The sequence below is a fragment of the Bacillus sp. 2CMS4F genome, from assembly GCF_023161785.1.
GTDB classification, from domain to species: Bacteria; Bacillota; Bacilli; order Bacillales; family Bacillaceae; genus Bacillus; species Bacillus halotolerans.
The window spans coordinates 31,659-49,246 of record NZ_JALNTO010000020.1 but is presented as its reverse complement, the minus strand read 5'-3'; the positions used below and the strand labels follow the sequence as shown (position 1 = coordinate 49,246).

Here is a 17,588-nt window from a genome sequence, read left to right as displayed (position 1 = left end):
TTTAGATACACAAAAATATGTGATTAAACCAATTCGATAATTGCCATTGGTGCTCCGTCACCACGGCGAGGACCAAGCTTCATAATACGTGTGTATCCACCTTGGCGCTCCTCGTAACGAGTTGCAATGTCAGAGAATAATTTTTGAAGTGCATCTTGGTTATTTTCTTCGTTAGCAACCTCGTTGCGGATGTATGCAGCAGCTTGACGGCGAGCGTGAAGATCACCGCGTTTGCCAAGCGTGATCATTTTTTCAACTACAGAGCGAAGTTCTTTCGCACGTGTTTCAGTTGTTTCGATTCTTTCGTTGATGATCAAATCAGTTGTAAGATCACGAAGCATAGCTTTACGCTGTGCACTCGTACGTCCTAGTTTTCTGTATGACATGTGATGTCCCCTCCTTTATTGGAATGCTTTTTCTGAATTATAAACACACGAAAATCCTAGTTCACAAGGGAAACTAGTCAATCGTCTTTGCGAAGTCCGAGTCCAAGTTCTTCTAGTTTCGCTTTCACTTCTTCAAGTGATTTACGTCCTAGATTACGAACTTTCATCATATCTTCTTCCGTCTTGTTCGCAAGCTCTTGAACCGTGTTGATACCCGCACGCTTTAAGCAGTTGTAAGAACGAACAGAAAGATCCAATTCTTCAATCGTCATTTCAAGAACTTTCTCTTTTTGATCTTCTTCTTTTTCAACCATGATTTCAGCATGCTGAGCTTCGTCAGTTAAACCAACGAATATATTAAGGTGTTCAGTTAAAATCTTTGAACCAAGCGCAATCGCTTCTTTAGGTCCAGTGCTTCCATCAGTCCAAACATCAAGTGTAAGTTTGTCATAGTTTGCAACCTGGCCTACACGAGTGTTCTCTACTTGATAAGATACACGAGAAACTGGCGTATAGATTGAATCGATCGGAATCACGCCGATAGGCTGATCGTCTCTTTTGTTTGCGTCAGCAGGCGTATACCCACGTCCTCTTTGAGCAGTAAGGCGAACTCGGAAACTCGCATTCTCACCAAGAGTCGCGATATGAAGATCAGGATTTAAGATCTCTACATCACTATCGTGTGTAATATCAGCTGCTGTTACAGTTCCATCACCCTGTACATCAATTTCTAGCGTCTTCTCTTCATCAGAGTAGATTTTCAATGCAAGCTTTTTAATGTTTAAGATAATCGTTGTAACATCTTCCACAACGCCTTCAATTGTCGAGAATTCGTGCAGTACACCATCTATCTGGATTGATGTTACAGCGGCACCAGGGAGTGAGGATAAGAGGATACGACGTAAGGAGTTACCCAGAGTTGTACCATATCCACGCTCAAGTGGCTCTACGACAAACTTACCAAATTTGGCATCGTCGCTGATTTCAACCGTTTCGATTTTTGGTTTTTCAATCTCGATCATTACTTAAAACCCTCCTTCAAAACGTCGAAACCTCGAATAGAATCATATGAGATTCCATCCGAAATTCCCCATTGTTTAGTCCCGTATGTGCTCAGGCAACGAGTCGGTGCATTCGTTTAATAAATAACTGTATCATAACCCATTATTGACAGGGACACAAAATCTATACAAACAAATTACACGCGGCGACGTTTTGGTGGACGGCATCCGTTATGAGGAACAGGAGTTACGTCTCTGATAGCAGTGACTTCTAATCCAGCAGCTTGAAGCGCACGGATAGCAGCTTCACGACCTGAACCAGGGCCTTTTACAGTAACCTCAAGAGTTTTAAGTCCATGTTCGATTGAACCTTTAGCAGCTGTTTCTGCAGCCATTTGTGCAGCAAAAGGAGTAGATTTACGAGAACCTCTGAATCCTAGAGCTCCGGCACTAGACCAAGAAAGAGCATTACCATGAGTGTCAGTGATCGTAACGATCGTGTTATTGAAAGTTGAACGAATATGAGCAATTCCAGACTCAATATTCTTTTTCACGCGACGTTTACGCGTGTTAGATTTACGAGCAGCAGCCATTGTTTAGGTACCTCCCTTACTTATTTTTTCTTGTTAGCTACAGTACGACGCGGACCTTTACGAGTACGCGCATTGTTTTTAGAGTTTTGTCCGCGAACAGGCAAACCTCTGCGATGACGGATTCCGCGGTAGCTTCCGATTTCGATCAGACGCTTAATGTTAAGAGAAACTTCACGGCGAAGGTCACCTTCTACTTTCAGTTTGTCAATAACATCACGGATTTTACCAAGTTCTTCTTCAGTAAGATCACGCACACGAGTATCTTCTGAAACACCAGCCTCTTTCAAGACTTGCTGAGCCGTTGTGCGGCCAATTCCGAAGACATATGTTAAAGAAATAACAACACGTTTGTCACGTGGGATATCTACACCAGCAATACGAGCCATTCTCTGGGCACCTCCTTATAAATTATCCTTGTTTTTGTTTATGCTTTGGATTTTCACAGATCACCATTACTTTTCCTTTTCTGCGAATAACTTTACATTTTTCGCAGATTGGTTTAACTGATGGTCTCACTTTCATGTGTTTCCAACCTCCTTCAGTTTCCGGAGTGCTTTATTTGTAACGGTACGTAATCCTGCCACGAGTTAAGTCATATGGAGATAATTCTACCGTAACTTTGTCTCCAGGTAAAATGCGAATGAAGTGCATGCGGATTTTACCAGATACGTGAGCCAAAACAGTGTGTCCATTTTCGAGTTCAACTTTGAACATCGCGTTTGGCAATGTTTCGACTATCGTACCTTCCACTTCAATTACATCGTCTTTCGCCATTCAAGTGTTCTCCCTTCTTCAAATCAGTAACTTGCTTTCTGACAAATTTCAAAAGAGAAAATCTCAGTTTTCCGTTTGTCACACGCCCTGTTTCGTTTATACTGTTCTGAACTTCCGGAGATACGCAATCATAAAGGGTTAAATGATTGATATTCTATTTCTTAGGAGAATGAAATGTACGCTTTTCTCCGTCTGCTATTAGTACATGATGATTACAATTCCACCGACAACGGCAAGATGAATTCGCTCCTGCCAATGTTAAACCGAACTTTCTGCCCTATCAAGCCGGAAAAACATCTGCCTTCGGAATGATGTCATCATCTAGACTTTTGTCAGTATATCAAAACCCGTTTCCGTAATCGCAATTGTATGTTCAAAATGAGCACACTTTTTCCCATCTACCGTTACAACCGTCCAGTTATCAGCCAAAGTTTTCACATAGCGGCTGCCAGCGTTCACCATAGGTTCAATAGCGAGAACCATGCCAGGTTTAAGCCGTGGTCCTTTGTTGGGCGGACCGTAATGAGGAATTTGCGGGTCCTCATGCAAGTCTTGACCAACACCATGTCCGACATACTCCCTAACAACTGAAAACTGCTCATTTTCGACATACGTTTGTATTGCGTGGGAAATATTCGACAAACGTTCACCTGGTTTTGCTTCCTGCAAGCCTTTATATAAAGATTCCTCTGTCACTTCCAGAAGTTTTTTATCATCATCACTGATGTTTCCTACCGGATATGTCCATGCAGAGTCACCATGATAACCATTTAATTTAGCACCGATATCAATACTAATGATGTCACCGTCACGCAGCACCCTGCTGCCAGGAATGCCGTGAACGAGCTCTTCATTCACTGATACGCAAATGCTCCCGCGAAACCCATTATACCCCTTAAAAGATGGGATTGCACCCTGCTTCTTAATAAAACGTTCGGCAATTTGATCCAATTCTTTTGTCGAGATTCCTGGTTTAATGTGCTTTTTTAACTCTTCGTGAGTCAAAGCCACGATTCGCCCTGCTTCCCGCATGATACCAAGTTCACGTGGGGTTTTACAGATAATCATTTATTTAATCCTCCAAGAAGATCCTTCACATCTGCATAAACATCTTGAATGTCCTGCTGGCCATTCACGTTTACAAGATAACCTTTCTCAGAATAGAAATCGAGTAAAGGCTGAGTCTGCTTCATGTTTACCTCAAGCCGTTTAGAGACTGTTTCCTCATTATCATCTGCCCGTTGATAGAGTTCGCCTCCGTCTTTATCACAAACACCCGGCGTTTTCGGCGGATTAAAGACTAAATGATAGGTTGTGCCGCAAACACTGCAAATTCTGCGTCCAGTCAGACGTTCCATTAAAGAATCTTTATCAACTTTAATGTTAATGACATAATCAATCGGCTTGCCGTATTCTTCAAGAATTTCTTCAAGAGCTTCGGCTTGAGCGACTGTTCGCGGAAATCCGTCCAGAAGAAAACCTCTTTCACAATCATCTTTGCCAAGTCTTTCTTTGACAATTCCAATTGTGACTTCATCAGGTACGAGCTCACCCTTATCAATATAAGATTTTGCTTCGAGTCCGAGTGATGTTTCCTCTTTCATAGCAGCACGGAACATATCTCCTGTTGAGATGTGAGGTATTCCATAATCCTCAACAATTCGTTCGCCCTGTGTACCTTTACCGGCACCAGGAAGCCCCATTAAGACTAAGTTCATTCGGATTTCCCCCGTCCTCTCTTAATTAAGAGGGAATGGATAAATCCATTTCCTCTAGTTTTTCATAAATCCACGGTAGTTTCGTTTCACCAACTGGCTTTCTAGTTGTTTCATTGTCTCCAAGGCTACCCCGACAACAATTAACAAAGATGTTCCGCCAATTTGTGCACTTTGAGGCAATCCAGCGAATTGAATGAAAAAGATAGGAAGAATGGAAATCACGGCTAAGAATAAAGCACCCACAAACGTAAGTCGATACAAAATGCTCGTAATTCTATCTTGAGTCATTTTCCCTGGACGAACCCCCGGGATATAGCCACCCTGTTTTTTAAGGTTATCAGCCATTTGTTCAGGATTAACCTGGACAAAAGCATAAAAGTACGTAAAGGCAATAATTAACGCAACATATATAGTCATCCCCACCGGATGAGTATTGTCAAAGTTGGCTTGAATCCACTTTGTCACATCGTTTGTTCCAAAGAATGACGCGATCGTACGCGGTGTTATTAAAAACGCAACCGCAAAGATTACTGGAATAACACCGGCAGGATTCACTTTCAATGGAAGGTGAGTAGACTGACCTCCGCCAGCAGGTGAACGACCTGTGCCTTTAGCATATTGAATCGCAATTTTCCGTACAGCTTGCTGAATGAAAATAACTCCAACAATAACTGCTAAAATCGCAATCACAAGAAGAGCGACTTTCACAATATGAATAAACAGCTGATCGTTGCTGCCGACAAATTGAGTCTCATATATTTGTCCAACCGTTTTCGGAATACTAGACACAATCCCCGCGAAGATAATGATCGATATTCCGTTGCCTACTCCATGAGATGTGATTTGTTCTCCAAGCCACATTAAAAAGGCAGTTCCGCCAGTAAGTACTAAAGCGATGATCAGATATGTGGATACGCCGGATTTTTCAATCAGCAATCCGTTAGCCAAATTGTTAAATCCGTATGACATACCCAACGCTTGGATAAATCCAAGGACAATCGTAAAGTATCTTGTGAACTGAGCCAATTTACGGCGGCCGACTTCACCCTGCTTAGACCACTCAGTAAACTTCGGCACAACATCCATCTGAAGCAGCTGGATGATGATTGAAGCTGTGATGTAAGGAGTAATCCCCATTGCGAAAATAGAGAATTGGTAAAGCGCACCGCCGCCAAATGTATTAAGAAGATCAAATACTCCCATTTGAGACTGTGCCTGTAACACATCAGCGTTAACATACGGCACAGGAATAAACGCACCTATGCGAAAGACGATAAGCATGAGTAAAGTGAATATGATCTTATTCCGGATATCACTCACACGCATAAAGTTGGAGATTGTTTTAAACAAGTTAGATCACCTCAGCTGTACCGCCAGCAGCTTCAACAGCTTCTTTCGCAGAAGCAGAGAATTTATTGGCTTTTACAGTTAATTTTTTCTCTAATTTACCGTTGCCAAGAATCTTTACTCCTGCATTAAGTTTGCTTATAACACCAGTCTCAAGAAGAAGTTCAGGAGTGACTTCCGTTCCTTCTGCAAAACCGTTCAATTTGTCTAGGTTGACTACAGCGTATTCCTTACGGTTAATGTTAGTAAAACCGCGTTTAGGAAGACGTTGGAATAAAGGCATTTGTCCCCCCTCGAACCCTGGGCGTACACCGCCGCCAGAACGAGCGTTTTGACCTTTGTGACCTTTACCAGCTGTTTTACCGTTGCCAGAACCAATACCACGACCTACGCGATTACGCGTTTTGCGTGAACCTTCTGAAGGTTTTAATTCATGAAGTTTCATTAGGACACCTCCTTATCCGATCAATTATTTTTATTGTTCTTTAACAGAAACTAAATGAGATACTTTATTAATCATACCACGAATCGCAGCGTTGTCTTCATGAACAACAGTTTGGTTTGTTTTCTTTAAACCAAGTGTTCTCACAGTAACGCGTTGATCTTCCGGGCGACCGATTACACTTCGTTTGAGGGTAATTTCTAATTTAGCCATTAATATTCCCTCCTTATCCTAACAGTTCTTCTACAGATTTTCCACGAAGCTTCGCAACCTCTTCAGCACGCTTAAGTTCACTTAAGCCTTGAAGTGTTGCACGAATCATGTTGATCGGTGTGTTAGAACCTAAAGACTTAGAAAGGATGTCAGCTACACCAGCAAGCTCAAGTACCGCACGTACAGGGCCTCCAGCAATAACTCCAGTACCTTCAGAAGCAGGTTTTAACAAGATGTTACCTGCACCGAAACGTCCGATGATTTCATGTGGAATTGTAGTTCCAACCATTGGTACTTCAATTAAATTCTTTTTCGCATCTTCAACAGCTTTGCGGATCGCTTCTGGTACTTCTTGTGCTTTACCAGTACCGAATCCTACGTGTCCGTTTTTGTCACCGACAACGACTAGAGCTGCGAAGCGGAAACGACGACCACCTTTAACAACTTTCGCTACGCGGTTAACCGTAACTAAGCGTTCTTCTAACTCTAATTTGCTTGGGTCAATACGACGCATAATCATGTGTCCCTCCTTCTTTTATTAAAATTTAAGTCCAGCTTCACGAGCGGCATCAGCCAAAGCTTTTACACGTCCATGGTATAAGTATCCGCCACGGTCAAATACTACGTCAGAAACGCCTTTTTCAGCAGCGCGTTTTGCAACTAATTCTCCAACTTTAGCAGCAGCTGAAGTATCTCCAGTGCTTTCAACGTTCAAGTCTTTATCGAGAGTAGATGCACTAGCAAGTGTTACACCATTTACATCATCGATGATTTGAGCGTAAATGTGCTTGTTTGAACGGAAAACGTTAAGACGCGGTCTTTCAGCAGTACCAGAAAGTTTAGCGCGAACACGAGCGTGTCTTTTAAGACGAGCAGCATTTTTGCTAGTTTTCGTAATCATCTAGGTCACTCCTTTCTTCACTTTAAGCGATCTTACTTAGCAGATTTACCTTCTTTACGGCGAACAACTTCACCTTCGTAGCGGATTCCTTTGCCTTTGTAAGGCTCTGGAGAACGGACAGCGCGAATGTTAGCAGCAATAGCTCCTACACGTTCTTTGTCTGTACCTTTAACGACTACTTTAGTTTGAGAAGGAACTTCGATATCGATGCCTTCTTCAGGGACGATCTCAACAGGGTGAGAGTATCCAACGTTTAAAACAAGTTTATTTCCGGATTTAGACGCACGGTAACCGACACCGACTAATTCCAAACCTCTTTCAAATCCTTTAGATACGCCTTCCACCATGTTGCCAAGCAGACTGCGAGTCGTACCATGCAGGGCACGGTGCTCTTTTTGATCAGAAGGACGAGCGACTGTAAGCACATTGTCCTCTATTTTAATCTCCATATCAGGGTGAAACGTACGAGTTAATTCTCCTTTTGGTCCTTTCACAGCTACAGTATTGTTATCGTTTAACGTTACTGTAACATCAGAAGGAATCTCAAGTAACTTCTTACCTACACGAGACATACCAAACACCTCCATTCATGTTAAACTTTTTACCAAACGTATGCTAATACTTCTCCACCAGCTTGTTTTGCACGGGCTTCTTTGTCCGTTAAAACGCCATGTGATGTAGAAAGAATTGCGATTCCTAGACCGTTAAGTACACGCGGTACTTCATTAGATTTAGCATAAACACGCAAACCAGGTTTGCTGATTCTTTTAAGACCAGTGATTACGCGCTCGTTATTTTGTCCGTATTTCAAGAAAACGCGGATGATACCTTGTTTACTGTCTTCTACGAACTCAACGTCACGAATGAAACCTTCACGCTTTAAAATTTCAGCAATTTCTCTTTTCAATTTAGAAGCAGGAATTTCAAGCTTCTCATGACGTACCATGTTTGCATTACGAATACGAGTCAGCATATCTGCAATTGGATCTGTCATAACCATTATATAATTACCTCCTTCCCTTTCTTGGGGATTACCAGCTGGCTTTTTTCACGCCAGGAATTTGTCCTTTATATGCAAGCTCACGGAAACAAATACGGCAAAGTTTAAATTTACGAATGACTGAATGCGGACGTCCGCAGCGTTCACAGCGAGTGTACTCTTGTACTTTAAACTTTGGTGTACGTTGTTGTTTCGCAATCATTGACTTCTTAGCCACGATTTCGCCTCCCTTTCATTGATTATTTCTGGAACGGCATACCTACTTGAGTTAATAGCTCACGAGCCTCTTCATCAGAATTAGCAGTCGTTACAATAACGATGTCCATTCCGCGAACCTTTGTTACTTTATCGTAGTCAATTTCAGGGAAGATTAACTGTTCTTTGATACCAAGTGTGTAGTTACCGCGACCGTCGAAAGATTTTTTAGAAACCCCGCGGAAGTCACGTACACGCGGTAAAGATACAGAAATAAGTTTATCAAGGAAATCATACATGCGCTCTCCGCGAAGAGTTACTTTCGCACCGATAGGCATTCCTTCACGAAGACGGAATCCAGCAATTGATTTCTTCGCACGAGTAACGACAGGTTTTTGACCTGCGATAAACGTTAATTCTTCAACAGCACTGTCGATTGCTTTTGCGTTTTGAACAGCGTCACCAACACCCATGTTGATTACGATTTTTTCAATTTTAGGCACTTGCATAACTGAGTCATAGTTGAACTTAGTCATTAAAGCAGGTGCAATTTCTTTATTGTACTTTTCTTTAAGGCGGTTCATGAGATAGACCTCCCTTCCTTTAATACTATTTATCTAGAACTTGCCCAGATTTTTTTGCTACACGAACTTTTTTGCCATCTTCCACTTTGTATCCTACGCGAGTCACTTCACCTGTTTTAGGATCGAGCGGCATAACGTTTGATACATGAATTGGCGCCTCTTGATTAGAAATACCGCCTTGAGGGTTAGCTTGAGTTGGTTTAGAGTGTTTCTTTACCATGTTAACACCTTCAACTAAAACGCGGTCCTTTTTAGGGAAAGCAGCAAGGATTGTTCCTTGTTTGCCTTTATCTTTACCAGAGATAACCATAACTTTATCGCCTTTTTTTACATGCATCCTGATCGCACCTCCTTGAATAAGGCATTTATTTCATTAGATAACTTCTGGAGCTAGAGAAACAATTTTCATAAAGTTGTTTTCACGCAATTCACGAGCAACTGGTCCGAAGATACGAGTTCCACGCGGGCTCTTGTCGTCACGGATGATAACACATGCATTCTCATCGAAGCTGATGTATGAACCGTCACTTCTGCGCGCTCCGCTTTTAGTGCGAACGATAACAGCTTTTACGACTTCACCTTTTTTGACAACGCCTCCTGGTGTTGCTTGTTTAACCGTGCAAACAATTACATCACCAATGTTAGCTGTTTTACGACCAGAACCACCAAGAACTTTAATAGTAAGTACTTCACGTGCGCCAGAGTTGTCAGCTACTTTTAAACGAGTCTCTTGTTGAATCATTATTTGTTACCTCCCTTCGGAAAAAAGAATTCCGAACTTTATTAGATAATAACAGCTTCTTCGACAACTTCAACTAGACGGAAACGCTTAGTTGCAGACAATGGACGAGTTTCCATGATCTTTACGATGTCACCGATTTTCGCTTGATTATTTTCATCATGTGCTTTGAATTTCTTTGAGTATTTTACGCGTTTACCGTAAAGTGAATGTTTCTTGTATGTTTCAACAACAACAGTGATGGTTTTATCCATTTTGTCAGAAACAACACGGCCTTGGTAAACTTTGCGTTGGTTACGTTCGCTCATGCTCACGACCTCCCCTCAGTGATTATTTATTAGCAGCAATTTCTCTTTCACGAATCACAGTTTTCATGCGCGCGATAGCTTTGCGCACTTCACGAATGCGAGCAGTATTTTCAAGTTGTCCTGTCGCTAATTGAAAGCGAAGATTGAAAAGTTCTTCTTTAAGAGACTTTACTTTTTGTTCAATTTCAGCAGTGGTAAGGTCACGAATTTCATTAGCTTTCATTTGATTCACCACCAATTTCTTCACGTTTTACGAACTTCGTTTTAATTGGCAATTTGTGAGATGCAAGACGAAGAGCTTCACGAGCAACTTCTTCAGACACACCAGAAATTTCAAATAAAACTTTGCCCGGTTTTACTACAGCTACCCATCCTTCTGGAGCACCTTTACCGGATCCCATACGTACCTCAAGTGGTTTAGCAGTGTAAGGTTTAGAAGGGAAAATTTTGATCCAAACTTTACCGCCACGTTTCATGTAACGAGTCATCGCAATACGGGCAGCTTCGATTTGACGGTTAGTGATCCAAGAAGCTTCTAGAGCTTGGATACCGAACTCACCGAAATGTACTTCAGTACCGCCTTTCGCACGGCCACGCATTTTTCCGCGATGCTCTCTGCGATATTTAACGCGTTTAGGTAATAACATATTATTTTCCTCCTTCCTCAGTTTTCTTCTTAGTAGGAAGAACCTCTCCACGATAGATCCAGACTTTTACACCAAGCTTACCGTAAGTAGTGTCAGCTTCAGATGTTGCATAGTCAATGTCCGCACGCAATGTGTGCAATGGAACAGTTCCTTCACTGTAGTATTCAGAACGAGCGATATCTGCACCGCCAAGACGACCAGAAACCATTGTTTTCACACCTTGTGCTCCAGCACGCATTGTGCGTTGGATTTGTTGTTTCTGCGCACGGCGGAAAGAAACACGGTTTTCTAATTGACGAGCGATGTTGTCAGCAACTAGCTGTGCATCAAGATCTGCTCTTTTGATTTCAAGAATGTTAATGTGTACACGCTTGCCAGTAAGGCTGTTAAGGGCTTTACGAAGTGCTTCAACTTCAGAACCGCCTTTACCGATAACCATACCAGGCTTAGCTGTGTGGATCGTAATGTTAACACGATTTGCTGCGCGCTCGATTTCAACTTTAGAAACAGAAGCGTCAGAAAGTCGTTTGCTAATGTATTCACGAATTCTTAAATCTTCGTGCAGGAAGTCAGCGTAATCTTTACCAGCGTACCACTTAGATTCCCAATCACGAATGACTCCGATACGAAGACCGACTGGATTTACCTTTTGACCCACTACTTATCCCTCCTTCTTTTCTGATACAACGATTGTAATGTGGCTCGTACGTTTGTTGATTTGGCTCGCACGTCCCATAGCACGTGGGCGGAATCTTTTTAACGTAGGGCCTTCGTCAACGAATGCTTGAGAAATAACCAGGTTATTAGCGTCCATTTCATAGTTATGCTCAGCATTTGCAATAGCGGATTTTAATACTTTCTCGATAATTGGAGAAGCAGCTCTCGGTGTTAGGTTCAAGATTGACACTGCTTCACCTACTTGCTTGCCTCGAATCAGGTCCATTACTAGACGTGCTTTACGAGGAGCAATACGGACTGTTCTTGCAACAGCTTTAGCTTGCATTTAAAAGCCTCCTCTCTTAGCGTCTTGTTTTTTTGTCATCACTAGCATGGCCTTTGTACGTACGAGTTGGAGCGAATTCACCCAACTTATGCCCTACCATATCTTCAGAGATGAATACAGGCACGTGTTTACGTCCGTCATAGACTGCGATTGTGTGACCAATAAACTGTGGGAAAATAGTAGAACGACGAGACCAAGTTTTTACGACTTGTTTCTTGTCTGTTTCATTTAATTTCTCGATTTTTGTCATCAAGTGTCCATCGACAAATGGTCCTTTTTTCAAGCTGCGAGCCATTTTGGAACCTCCCTTCGTGATTGCACTACGGTCCGAAGTGAACCGTAGACAACCCCGTTATTTATTTTTGCGACGACGTACGATAAATTTATCAGATTTGTTCTTTTTCTTACGTGTCTTGAATCCAAGAGTTGGTTTGCCCCATGGAGACATTGGTGATTTACGTCCGATTGGCGCACGTCCTTCACCACCACCGTGTGGGTGATCGTTAGGGTTCATTACAGAACCACGAACTGTTGGACGGATGCCTTTCCAGCGAGAACGTCCAGCTTTACCAATGTTGATAAGTTCGTGCTGTTCGTTACCTACTTGACCGATAGAAGCACGGCAAGCAGAAAGAATCATGCGAACTTCTCCAGAGTTAAGACGTACAAGAACGTATTTACCTTCTTTACCAAGAACCTGAGCAGATGTACCAGCTGAACGTACAAGCTGTCCGCCTTTGCCAGGTTTTAATTCAATGTTATGCACAACTGTACCAACAGGGATGTTGATAAGTGGAAGTGCATTACCTACTTTGATGTCAGCTTCTGGACCTGACATGATTTCAGTACCCACTTGAATTCCTTTTGGAGCAAGAATGTAACGTTTTTCTCCGTCTGCATAGTTGATTAGAGCGATGTTAGCTGAACGGTTTGGATCGTATTCAACTGTAGCAACGCGTCCAGGTATACCATCTTTATCGCGTTTGAAGTCGATAACACGGTATTGGCGTTTATGTCCGCCACCTTGGTGACGTACAGTCAATTTACCTTGGTTGTTACGTCCGCCTTTTTTGTGAAGGGGAGCAAGCAAGGATTTTTCCGGCTTGTCAGTCGTGATTTCAGCAAAATCTGAAGTTGTCATGCCACGACGTCCATTAGAGGTCGGTTTATACTTTTTAATCGCCATTTTGAATTTCCCTCCTTCTTTTTACAGATAATTAAGCTTCAAAAATTTCGATTTCTTTGCTGTCTGCAGTAAGTTTTACGATCGCTTTTCTGCGACGGCTAGTCATACCAGTGTAGCGTCCAACACGTTTTGATTTACCTTTGTAGTTCATGATGTTGACTTTGTCAACTTTCACTCCAAAGATGCTTTCAACCGCGTCTTTCACTTCTGTTTTGTTAGCTCTTACATCAACTTCAAAAGTATATTTTTTTTCAGCCATTAAATCAGCAGAACGTTCAGTAATGACGGGGCGCTTTAGAACATCACGAGGATCTTTCATTATGCAAGCACCTCCTCTACTTTTTCAACCGCTGCTTTTGTAATCAGAAGCTTCTCGTGGTTGACAACGTCTAAAACGTTGATTCCGTTAGCTTCAACTACAGTAACTCCAGGAATGTTGCGAGCAGATAAAGCTACTGCTTCGTTAGCATCTGCAGTTACGATTAAAGCTTTTTTCTCAACAGATAATCCTTTAAGGATAGCTGCCATTTCTTTTGTTTTAGCCGTATCAAGAGTAAGATCTTCAAGTACGATGATGTTGTTGTCGTTTACTTTAGAAGACAATACTGATTTGATTGCCAAGCGGCGAACTTTTTTAGGTAATTTATAAGAATAGCTGCGTGGTGTTGGGCCGAATACGACACCACCTCCGCGCCATTGCGGTGAACGGATAGAACCTTGACGGGCACGTCCAGTACCTTTTTGACGCCATGGTTTACGACCTCCGCCGCGTACTTCAGAACGATTTTTTACTTTGTGAGATCCTTGACGTAAGGAAGCTCTTTGCATAAGAATAGCGTCGAATACAACACTTTCATTTGGCTCAATTCCAAATACAGAAGCGTTTAATTCGATGTCACCAGCAGTAGAACCGTTTTGGTTGTATAATGCTACTTTTGGCATGATCAATTTCCTCCTTTCCTAAGAGAGTTATTTAGATTTAACAGCACTTTTAACAGTGATTAAAGATTTTCTCGCACCAGGTACGTTACCTTTGATCAAAAGAAGATTGCGTTCCGCATCAACTTTTACGACTTCAAGGTTTTGAACAGTGATCTGCTCTCCGCCCATACGTCCAGGTAATAATTTACCTTTGAATACACGGTTAGGATCTACAGGTCCCATTGAACCAGGACGACGGTGGTAGCGTGAACCGTGTGACATAGGTCCGCGAGATTGTCCGTGGCGCTTGATCGCACCTTGGAAACCTTTACCTTTAGATACTCCTGTTACATCTACAATTTCTCCAGCAGAGAAAATTTCAACCTTGACTTCCTGACCAACTTCATACGCATCCATTTCCACTCCGCGTAATTCTTTTACGAAGCGCTTAGGAGCAGTTTCCGCTTTAGCAACGTGTCCTTGTTCAGGTTTGTTAGAAAGCTTTTCGCGCTTGTCGTCAAAACCAAGCTGGATTGCTTCGTAGCCGTCGTTTTCAGCTGTTTTCTTTTGGAGAACAACGTTCGGAGCAGCTTCAATAACAGTTACCGGAATAAGATCACCGTTTTCTGCGAATACTTGCGTCATACCAATTTTTCTTCCTAAGATTCCTTTGGTCATTCGTCACACCTCCTATTAAGATCATTCTATATTTTAGAATTAAAGTTTAATTTCGATATCGACACCAGATGGTAAGTCTAATCGCATGAGCGCATCAACAGTTTGTGGTGTTGGGTTCACAATGTCGATTAAACGTTTATGTGTACGCATTTCAAATTGCTCACGAGAATCTTTGTATTTGTGCACCGCACGAAGGATTGTGTAAACTGATTTTTCAGTTGGCAACGGAATCGGACCAGATACGCTGGCACCAGAACGTTTTGCCGTTTCAACAATCTTCTCTGCAGATTGATCAAGGATTCTATGATCATATGCTTTCAAACGAATACGAATTTTTTGTTTTGCCATTATTTTCCCTCCTTTTCGCCTACTTCACGTTAGACAGTTCTCCGTGAGAAAAACCTGAACACCTTGCCATGGCAAAGCGGCCGGGTGTGTCAGCAACCTCTCACTTCATCGCAGTCAAAGACCAACATACACCATTATACAGAAAATAGACGTATGTTGCAAGACTTATTTAGAATATGCATGATTTGCACACTTTTAGTATTATACAGGTGTTTTTCTTATTTATCAAGAAGCGAGTGAATAAGGGAATTTTGTTCTATCATAAGTGGTACACTGCGTGTTTACTCAGAGTATTAGCAAATAATGAAGGCTCCTCGATATGCGGCGTGTGGGCGGAGTTTTTAAAATAATGCCAGCGCTTTTCAGGAGCATCCACAAACAGATAATACTGTTTCGATGTTGCAGCAGGAACGATCAAATCATGTCTCCCCGAAATAAAAAAGCTCGGTACTTTAATAGAAGAAACTGATTTAAATGCATCAAAACGAAATAAATCATCAGTTAAATACTTTGCGCTGAAAAGCTGTCCTCTGATGAAACGAGAGATGTTTTTTATTCCATACTCATTTCCAGCAAGCAACTGACACAATACTGTAAGAATGTGCCGGCGATGATGAGTGAATCCTCCCCTGCTCAGTTCAATACAGACTCGAAAGATGAAGTGCTGAATTTTCTTGTTCCAAGGTGGAGGGCCAAGTAAGCCTAAGGCTACTGAAAGAGAGCGATTTGTCTTGCGCAGAGAATCATAGGCCGTTTTTTCTTCCAGCTGAGTATTAGTGACCTGACTGATTCCATAATAAGCGTGAAAAAGATCCGGCCTCTCTTGCAGTACATGAAGAGCCAGGAGCGAACCCCAAGAGTGTCCAGCAAGGTACACTTTTGTTTTTGAAAAATAATTTAAGAGCCATTCAGTAACTTGAATAGTGTCTTTAATGATTTGACTGATTGTCATTGAACTCTGCGGAATCTGTTTAGTATAGGAAAGACCTGAACCCCTTTGATCCCAATTTACAACTGTAAAGTGCTGTTCCAGTTCCTTTTGATAGCTCCTGATAAATCCGATTTGGGATGCTCCGGGTCCACCATGTAAAAAAAGCAGCAATGGGTTCGCTATATCATTTCCATTGATCATGAGCATTTGCTTCGTATTTTCGATCCTCAGTTTTTTCATGAAAGAAATTGATGTGTTTTCACTCATAACCCATAGCTCCTCAAATAAGATAAACCTTATTATACAAGCAAACAAAAAAGTACACAAAAAAACGAGACCCCAAGGGTCTCGTTTTCAATATACTATTACTCAGTGATTGTAGAAACAACGCCTGAACCAACAGTACGTCCGCCTTCACGAATAGAGAAACGAGTTCCTTCTTCGATAGCGATTGTAGAGATAAGCTCAACGTTCATTTCAGTGTTGTCTCCAGGCATAACCATTTCTACGCCTTCTGGAAGATGGATGATACCAGTTACGTCAGTTGTACGGAAGTAGAACTGAGGACGGTAGTTAGAGAAGAATGGAGTATGACGTCCACCCTCTTCTTTAGAAAGAACATAAACTTCAGCTTTGAATTTGCTGTGTGGAGTGATTGTACCTGGTTTAGCAAGTACTTGACCACGTTGGATATCTTCACGAGCTACACCGCGAAGAAGGGCTCCAATGTTGTCTCCAGCTTCAGCGTAATCAAGAAGCTTACGGAACATTTCAACACCAGTAACAGTTGTTTTGCTGTTTTCTTCTTGAAGACCGATGATTTCAACTTCGTCACCGACTTTAACTTGTCCACGCTCAACACGTCCAGTAGCAACTGTACCACGACCAGTGATTGAGAATACGTCCTCAACTGGCATCATGAATGGTTTTTCAGTGTCACGTTCTGGAGTTGGGATGTACTCATCAACTGCATCCATAAGTTCAAAGATTTTAGCTTCGTACTCAGCATCTCCTTCAAGAGCTTTAAGAGCAGAACCTTTGATAACTGGTACATCATCACCAGGGAAGTCGTATTCGCTAAGAAGATCGCGAACTTCCATTTCAACTAGTTCAAGAAGCTCTTCGTCGTCTACCATGTCGCATTTGTTTAAGAATACAACGATGTATGGTACACCAACGTTTTTAGAAAGAAGGATGTGCTCACGAGTTTGTGGCATTGGGCCATCAGCAGCAGATACTACTAGGATAGCTCCGTCCATTTGCGCAGCACCAGTGATCATGTTTTTAACATAGTCAGCGTGTCCTGGGCAGTCAACGTGTGCATAGTGACGAGTTTCAGTTTCATACTCAACGTGTGCAGTAGAGATTGTGATACCGCGCTCACGTTCTTCTGGTGCACCATCAATTTGATCGTACGCCATAGCTGTACCTTTACCAGATTTCTTATGAAGTACTGTTGTGATAGCAGCAGTTAAAGTTGTTTTACCATGGTCAACGTGTCCAATTGTACCGATATTGGCATGTGATTTGGAACGGTCGAATTTTTCTTTAGCCATTCTAAAATCCTCCTTAAGAGCTTTTAATTAGTAATGTATAGAGTGATAGGAAGTGAAAGAAAGCTTTCACTTCCTCATCTTACAATAGTAGTTATACTTGAGTTAAGAGGCAAAATC

General features: G+C 42.0%; 32 protein-coding genes and 1 pseudogene. All 33 read right to left on the bottom strand.

Annotated features, from left to right (window positions below; genetic code table 11):
* Positions 1-23 precede the first annotated feature (23 nt).
* The 33 genes and pseudogenes from rplQ to tuf all read right to left on the bottom strand — a co-directional run bounded on the left by rplQ (position 24) and on the right by tuf (position 17,471).
* The gene (gene rplQ, locus MTN95_RS20165; protein WP_003225836.1) at positions 24-386 is read right to left on the bottom strand and encodes a 50S ribosomal protein L17; all 363 of its coding nucleotides are present in this window, start codon (positions 384-386) and stop codon (positions 24-26) included.
* A 77-nt stretch (positions 387-463) separates the two neighbouring features.
* Positions 464-1,408 (bottom strand): DNA-directed RNA polymerase subunit alpha, encoded by a 945-nt coding sequence (locus MTN95_RS20160; protein WP_010332783.1) that lies wholly within the window; start codon positions 1,406-1,408, stop codon positions 464-466.
* Positions 1,409-1,584: 176 nt separating this feature from the next.
* A complete protein-coding gene (rpsK, locus tag MTN95_RS20155) occupies positions 1,585-1,980 on the bottom strand; it encodes a 30S ribosomal protein S11 (RefSeq protein ID WP_010332782.1) in 396 nt (131 codons plus the stop codon).
* A 20-nt stretch (positions 1,981-2,000) separates the two neighbouring features.
* Entirely contained in the window at positions 2,001-2,366 is a 366-nt protein-coding gene (rpsM, locus tag MTN95_RS20150; protein ID WP_003156545.1) for a 30S ribosomal protein S13, read from the bottom strand.
* 22 nt (positions 2,367-2,388) lie between these two features.
* Positions 2,389-2,502 carry a 50S ribosomal protein L36 gene (gene rpmJ / locus MTN95_RS20145; RefSeq protein WP_003156543.1) on the bottom strand — a complete coding sequence of 38 codons (114 nt, stop codon included), beginning with the start codon at positions 2,500-2,502 and terminating at the stop codon, positions 2,389-2,391.
* A 33-nt stretch (positions 2,503-2,535) separates the two neighbouring features.
* Entirely contained in the window at positions 2,536-2,754 is a 219-nt protein-coding gene (infA, locus tag MTN95_RS20140; RefSeq protein ID WP_003156508.1) for a translation initiation factor IF-1, read from the bottom strand.
* A pseudogene (locus MTN95_RS20135) lies at positions 2,732-2,968 on the bottom strand (KOW domain-containing RNA-binding protein); the annotation flags it as partial. The pseudogene MTN95_RS20135 and the gene infA, both read right to left, overlap by 23 nt.
* Before the next feature lie 107 nt (positions 2,969-3,075).
* The gene (gene map / locus MTN95_RS20130) at positions 3,076-3,822 is read right to left on the bottom strand and encodes a type I methionyl aminopeptidase (protein WP_044153406.1); all 747 of its coding nucleotides are present in this window, start codon (positions 3,820-3,822) and stop codon (positions 3,076-3,078) included.
* Positions 3,819-4,472, bottom strand: coding sequence for an adenylate kinase (locus tag MTN95_RS20125; protein WP_202853127.1), 654 nt, complete (start codon positions 4,470-4,472; stop codon positions 3,819-3,821). The genes map and MTN95_RS20125 overlap by 4 nt, the downstream gene beginning before the upstream one ends.
* A gap of 54 nt (positions 4,473-4,526) precedes the next feature.
* A complete protein-coding gene (secY, locus tag MTN95_RS20120) occupies positions 4,527-5,822 on the bottom strand; it encodes a preprotein translocase subunit SecY (protein WP_044153408.1) in 1,296 nt (431 codons plus the stop codon).
* A 1-nt stretch (position 5,823) separates the two neighbouring features.
* Entirely contained in the window at positions 5,824-6,264 is a 441-nt protein-coding gene (gene rplO, locus MTN95_RS20115) for a 50S ribosomal protein L15 (protein ID WP_003225819.1), read from the bottom strand.
* Between the two features lie 30 nt (positions 6,265-6,294).
* Positions 6,295-6,474, bottom strand: a complete 180-nt coding sequence (gene rpmD / locus MTN95_RS20110; protein WP_003156497.1) for a 50S ribosomal protein L30 — start codon at positions 6,472-6,474, stop codon at positions 6,295-6,297.
* A gap of 13 nt (positions 6,475-6,487) precedes the next feature.
* Entirely contained in the window at positions 6,488-6,988 is a 501-nt protein-coding gene (gene rpsE, locus MTN95_RS20105) for a 30S ribosomal protein S5 (protein ID WP_003156493.1), read from the bottom strand.
* 24 nt (positions 6,989-7,012) lie between these two features.
* A complete protein-coding gene (rplR, locus tag MTN95_RS20100; protein WP_044153410.1) occupies positions 7,013-7,375 on the bottom strand; it encodes a 50S ribosomal protein L18 in 363 nt (120 codons plus the stop codon).
* Positions 7,376-7,407: 32 nt separating this feature from the next.
* The gene (gene rplF / locus MTN95_RS20095; RefSeq protein ID WP_010332777.1) at positions 7,408-7,947 is read right to left on the bottom strand and encodes a 50S ribosomal protein L6; all 540 of its coding nucleotides are present in this window, start codon (positions 7,945-7,947) and stop codon (positions 7,408-7,410) included.
* A 29-nt stretch (positions 7,948-7,976) separates the two neighbouring features.
* The gene (gene rpsH / locus MTN95_RS20090) at positions 7,977-8,375 is read right to left on the bottom strand and encodes a 30S ribosomal protein S8 (RefSeq protein WP_010332776.1); all 399 of its coding nucleotides are present in this window, start codon (positions 8,373-8,375) and stop codon (positions 7,977-7,979) included.
* Between the two features lie 31 nt (positions 8,376-8,406).
* Positions 8,407-8,592 carry a 30S ribosomal protein S14 gene (rpsN, locus tag MTN95_RS20085; RefSeq protein ID WP_003156488.1) on the bottom strand — a complete coding sequence of 62 codons (186 nt, stop codon included), beginning with the start codon at positions 8,590-8,592 and terminating at the stop codon, positions 8,407-8,409.
* 22 nt (positions 8,593-8,614) lie between these two features.
* A complete protein-coding gene (gene rplE, locus MTN95_RS20080) occupies positions 8,615-9,154 on the bottom strand; it encodes a 50S ribosomal protein L5 (protein WP_044153413.1) in 540 nt (179 codons plus the stop codon).
* 25 nt (positions 9,155-9,179) lie between these two features.
* Positions 9,180-9,491, bottom strand: coding sequence for a 50S ribosomal protein L24 (gene rplX / locus MTN95_RS20075; protein ID WP_003156486.1), 312 nt, complete (start codon positions 9,489-9,491; stop codon positions 9,180-9,182).
* 36 nt (positions 9,492-9,527) lie between these two features.
* A complete protein-coding gene (gene rplN / locus MTN95_RS20070; protein ID WP_003225805.1) occupies positions 9,528-9,896 on the bottom strand; it encodes a 50S ribosomal protein L14 in 369 nt (122 codons plus the stop codon).
* A 41-nt stretch (positions 9,897-9,937) separates the two neighbouring features.
* On the bottom strand, positions 9,938-10,201 hold the full coding sequence (gene rpsQ / locus MTN95_RS20065) for a 30S ribosomal protein S17 (RefSeq protein ID WP_003178345.1): 264 nt from the start codon (positions 10,199-10,201) through the stop codon (positions 9,938-9,940).
* Between the two features lie 22 nt (positions 10,202-10,223).
* Positions 10,224-10,424, bottom strand: a complete 201-nt coding sequence (gene rpmC, locus MTN95_RS20060; protein ID WP_003156482.1) for a 50S ribosomal protein L29 — start codon at positions 10,422-10,424, stop codon at positions 10,224-10,226.
* Positions 10,414-10,848, bottom strand: coding sequence for a 50S ribosomal protein L16 (gene rplP / locus MTN95_RS20055; RefSeq protein ID WP_003225801.1), 435 nt, complete (start codon positions 10,846-10,848; stop codon positions 10,414-10,416). Before rplP ends, rpmC begins: the two co-directional genes overlap by 11 nt.
* Position 10,849: 1 nt before the next feature.
* The gene (rpsC, locus tag MTN95_RS20050; protein WP_010332773.1) at positions 10,850-11,506 is read right to left on the bottom strand and encodes a 30S ribosomal protein S3; all 657 of its coding nucleotides are present in this window, start codon (positions 11,504-11,506) and stop codon (positions 10,850-10,852) included.
* Between the two features lie 3 nt (positions 11,507-11,509).
* The gene (gene rplV / locus MTN95_RS20045; RefSeq protein ID WP_003156475.1) at positions 11,510-11,851 is read right to left on the bottom strand and encodes a 50S ribosomal protein L22; all 342 of its coding nucleotides are present in this window, start codon (positions 11,849-11,851) and stop codon (positions 11,510-11,512) included.
* 16 nt (positions 11,852-11,867) lie between these two features.
* A complete protein-coding gene (gene rpsS / locus MTN95_RS20040) occupies positions 11,868-12,146 on the bottom strand; it encodes a 30S ribosomal protein S19 (protein WP_003156472.1) in 279 nt (92 codons plus the stop codon).
* 57 nt (positions 12,147-12,203) lie between these two features.
* Positions 12,204-13,037, bottom strand: a complete 834-nt coding sequence (gene rplB / locus MTN95_RS20035) for a 50S ribosomal protein L2 (protein WP_003225795.1) — start codon at positions 13,035-13,037, stop codon at positions 12,204-12,206.
* Positions 13,038-13,068: 31 nt separating this feature from the next.
* Entirely contained in the window at positions 13,069-13,356 is a 288-nt protein-coding gene (gene rplW, locus MTN95_RS20030; protein ID WP_003225793.1) for a 50S ribosomal protein L23, read from the bottom strand.
* A complete protein-coding gene (gene rplD, locus MTN95_RS20025; protein WP_003242004.1) occupies positions 13,356-13,979 on the bottom strand; it encodes a 50S ribosomal protein L4 in 624 nt (207 codons plus the stop codon). Before rplD ends, rplW begins: the two co-directional genes overlap by 1 nt.
* Before the next feature lie 27 nt (positions 13,980-14,006).
* Positions 14,007-14,636 (bottom strand): 50S ribosomal protein L3, encoded by a 630-nt coding sequence (rplC, locus tag MTN95_RS20020; protein ID WP_059291697.1) that lies wholly within the window; start codon positions 14,634-14,636, stop codon positions 14,007-14,009.
* 39 nt (positions 14,637-14,675) lie between these two features.
* Positions 14,676-14,984 carry a 30S ribosomal protein S10 gene (gene rpsJ, locus MTN95_RS20015; RefSeq protein WP_003156464.1) on the bottom strand — a complete coding sequence of 103 codons (309 nt, stop codon included), beginning with the start codon at positions 14,982-14,984 and terminating at the stop codon, positions 14,676-14,678.
* Between the two features lie 259 nt (positions 14,985-15,243).
* Entirely contained in the window at positions 15,244-16,182 is a 939-nt protein-coding gene (locus MTN95_RS20010; RefSeq protein WP_248339802.1) for an alpha/beta fold hydrolase, read from the bottom strand.
* A gap of 98 nt (positions 16,183-16,280) precedes the next feature.
* Positions 16,281-17,471 (bottom strand): elongation factor Tu, encoded by a 1,191-nt coding sequence (tuf, locus tag MTN95_RS20005; RefSeq protein WP_010332768.1) that lies wholly within the window; start codon positions 17,469-17,471, stop codon positions 16,281-16,283.
* Between the last annotated feature and the right edge of the window lie 117 nt (positions 17,472-17,588).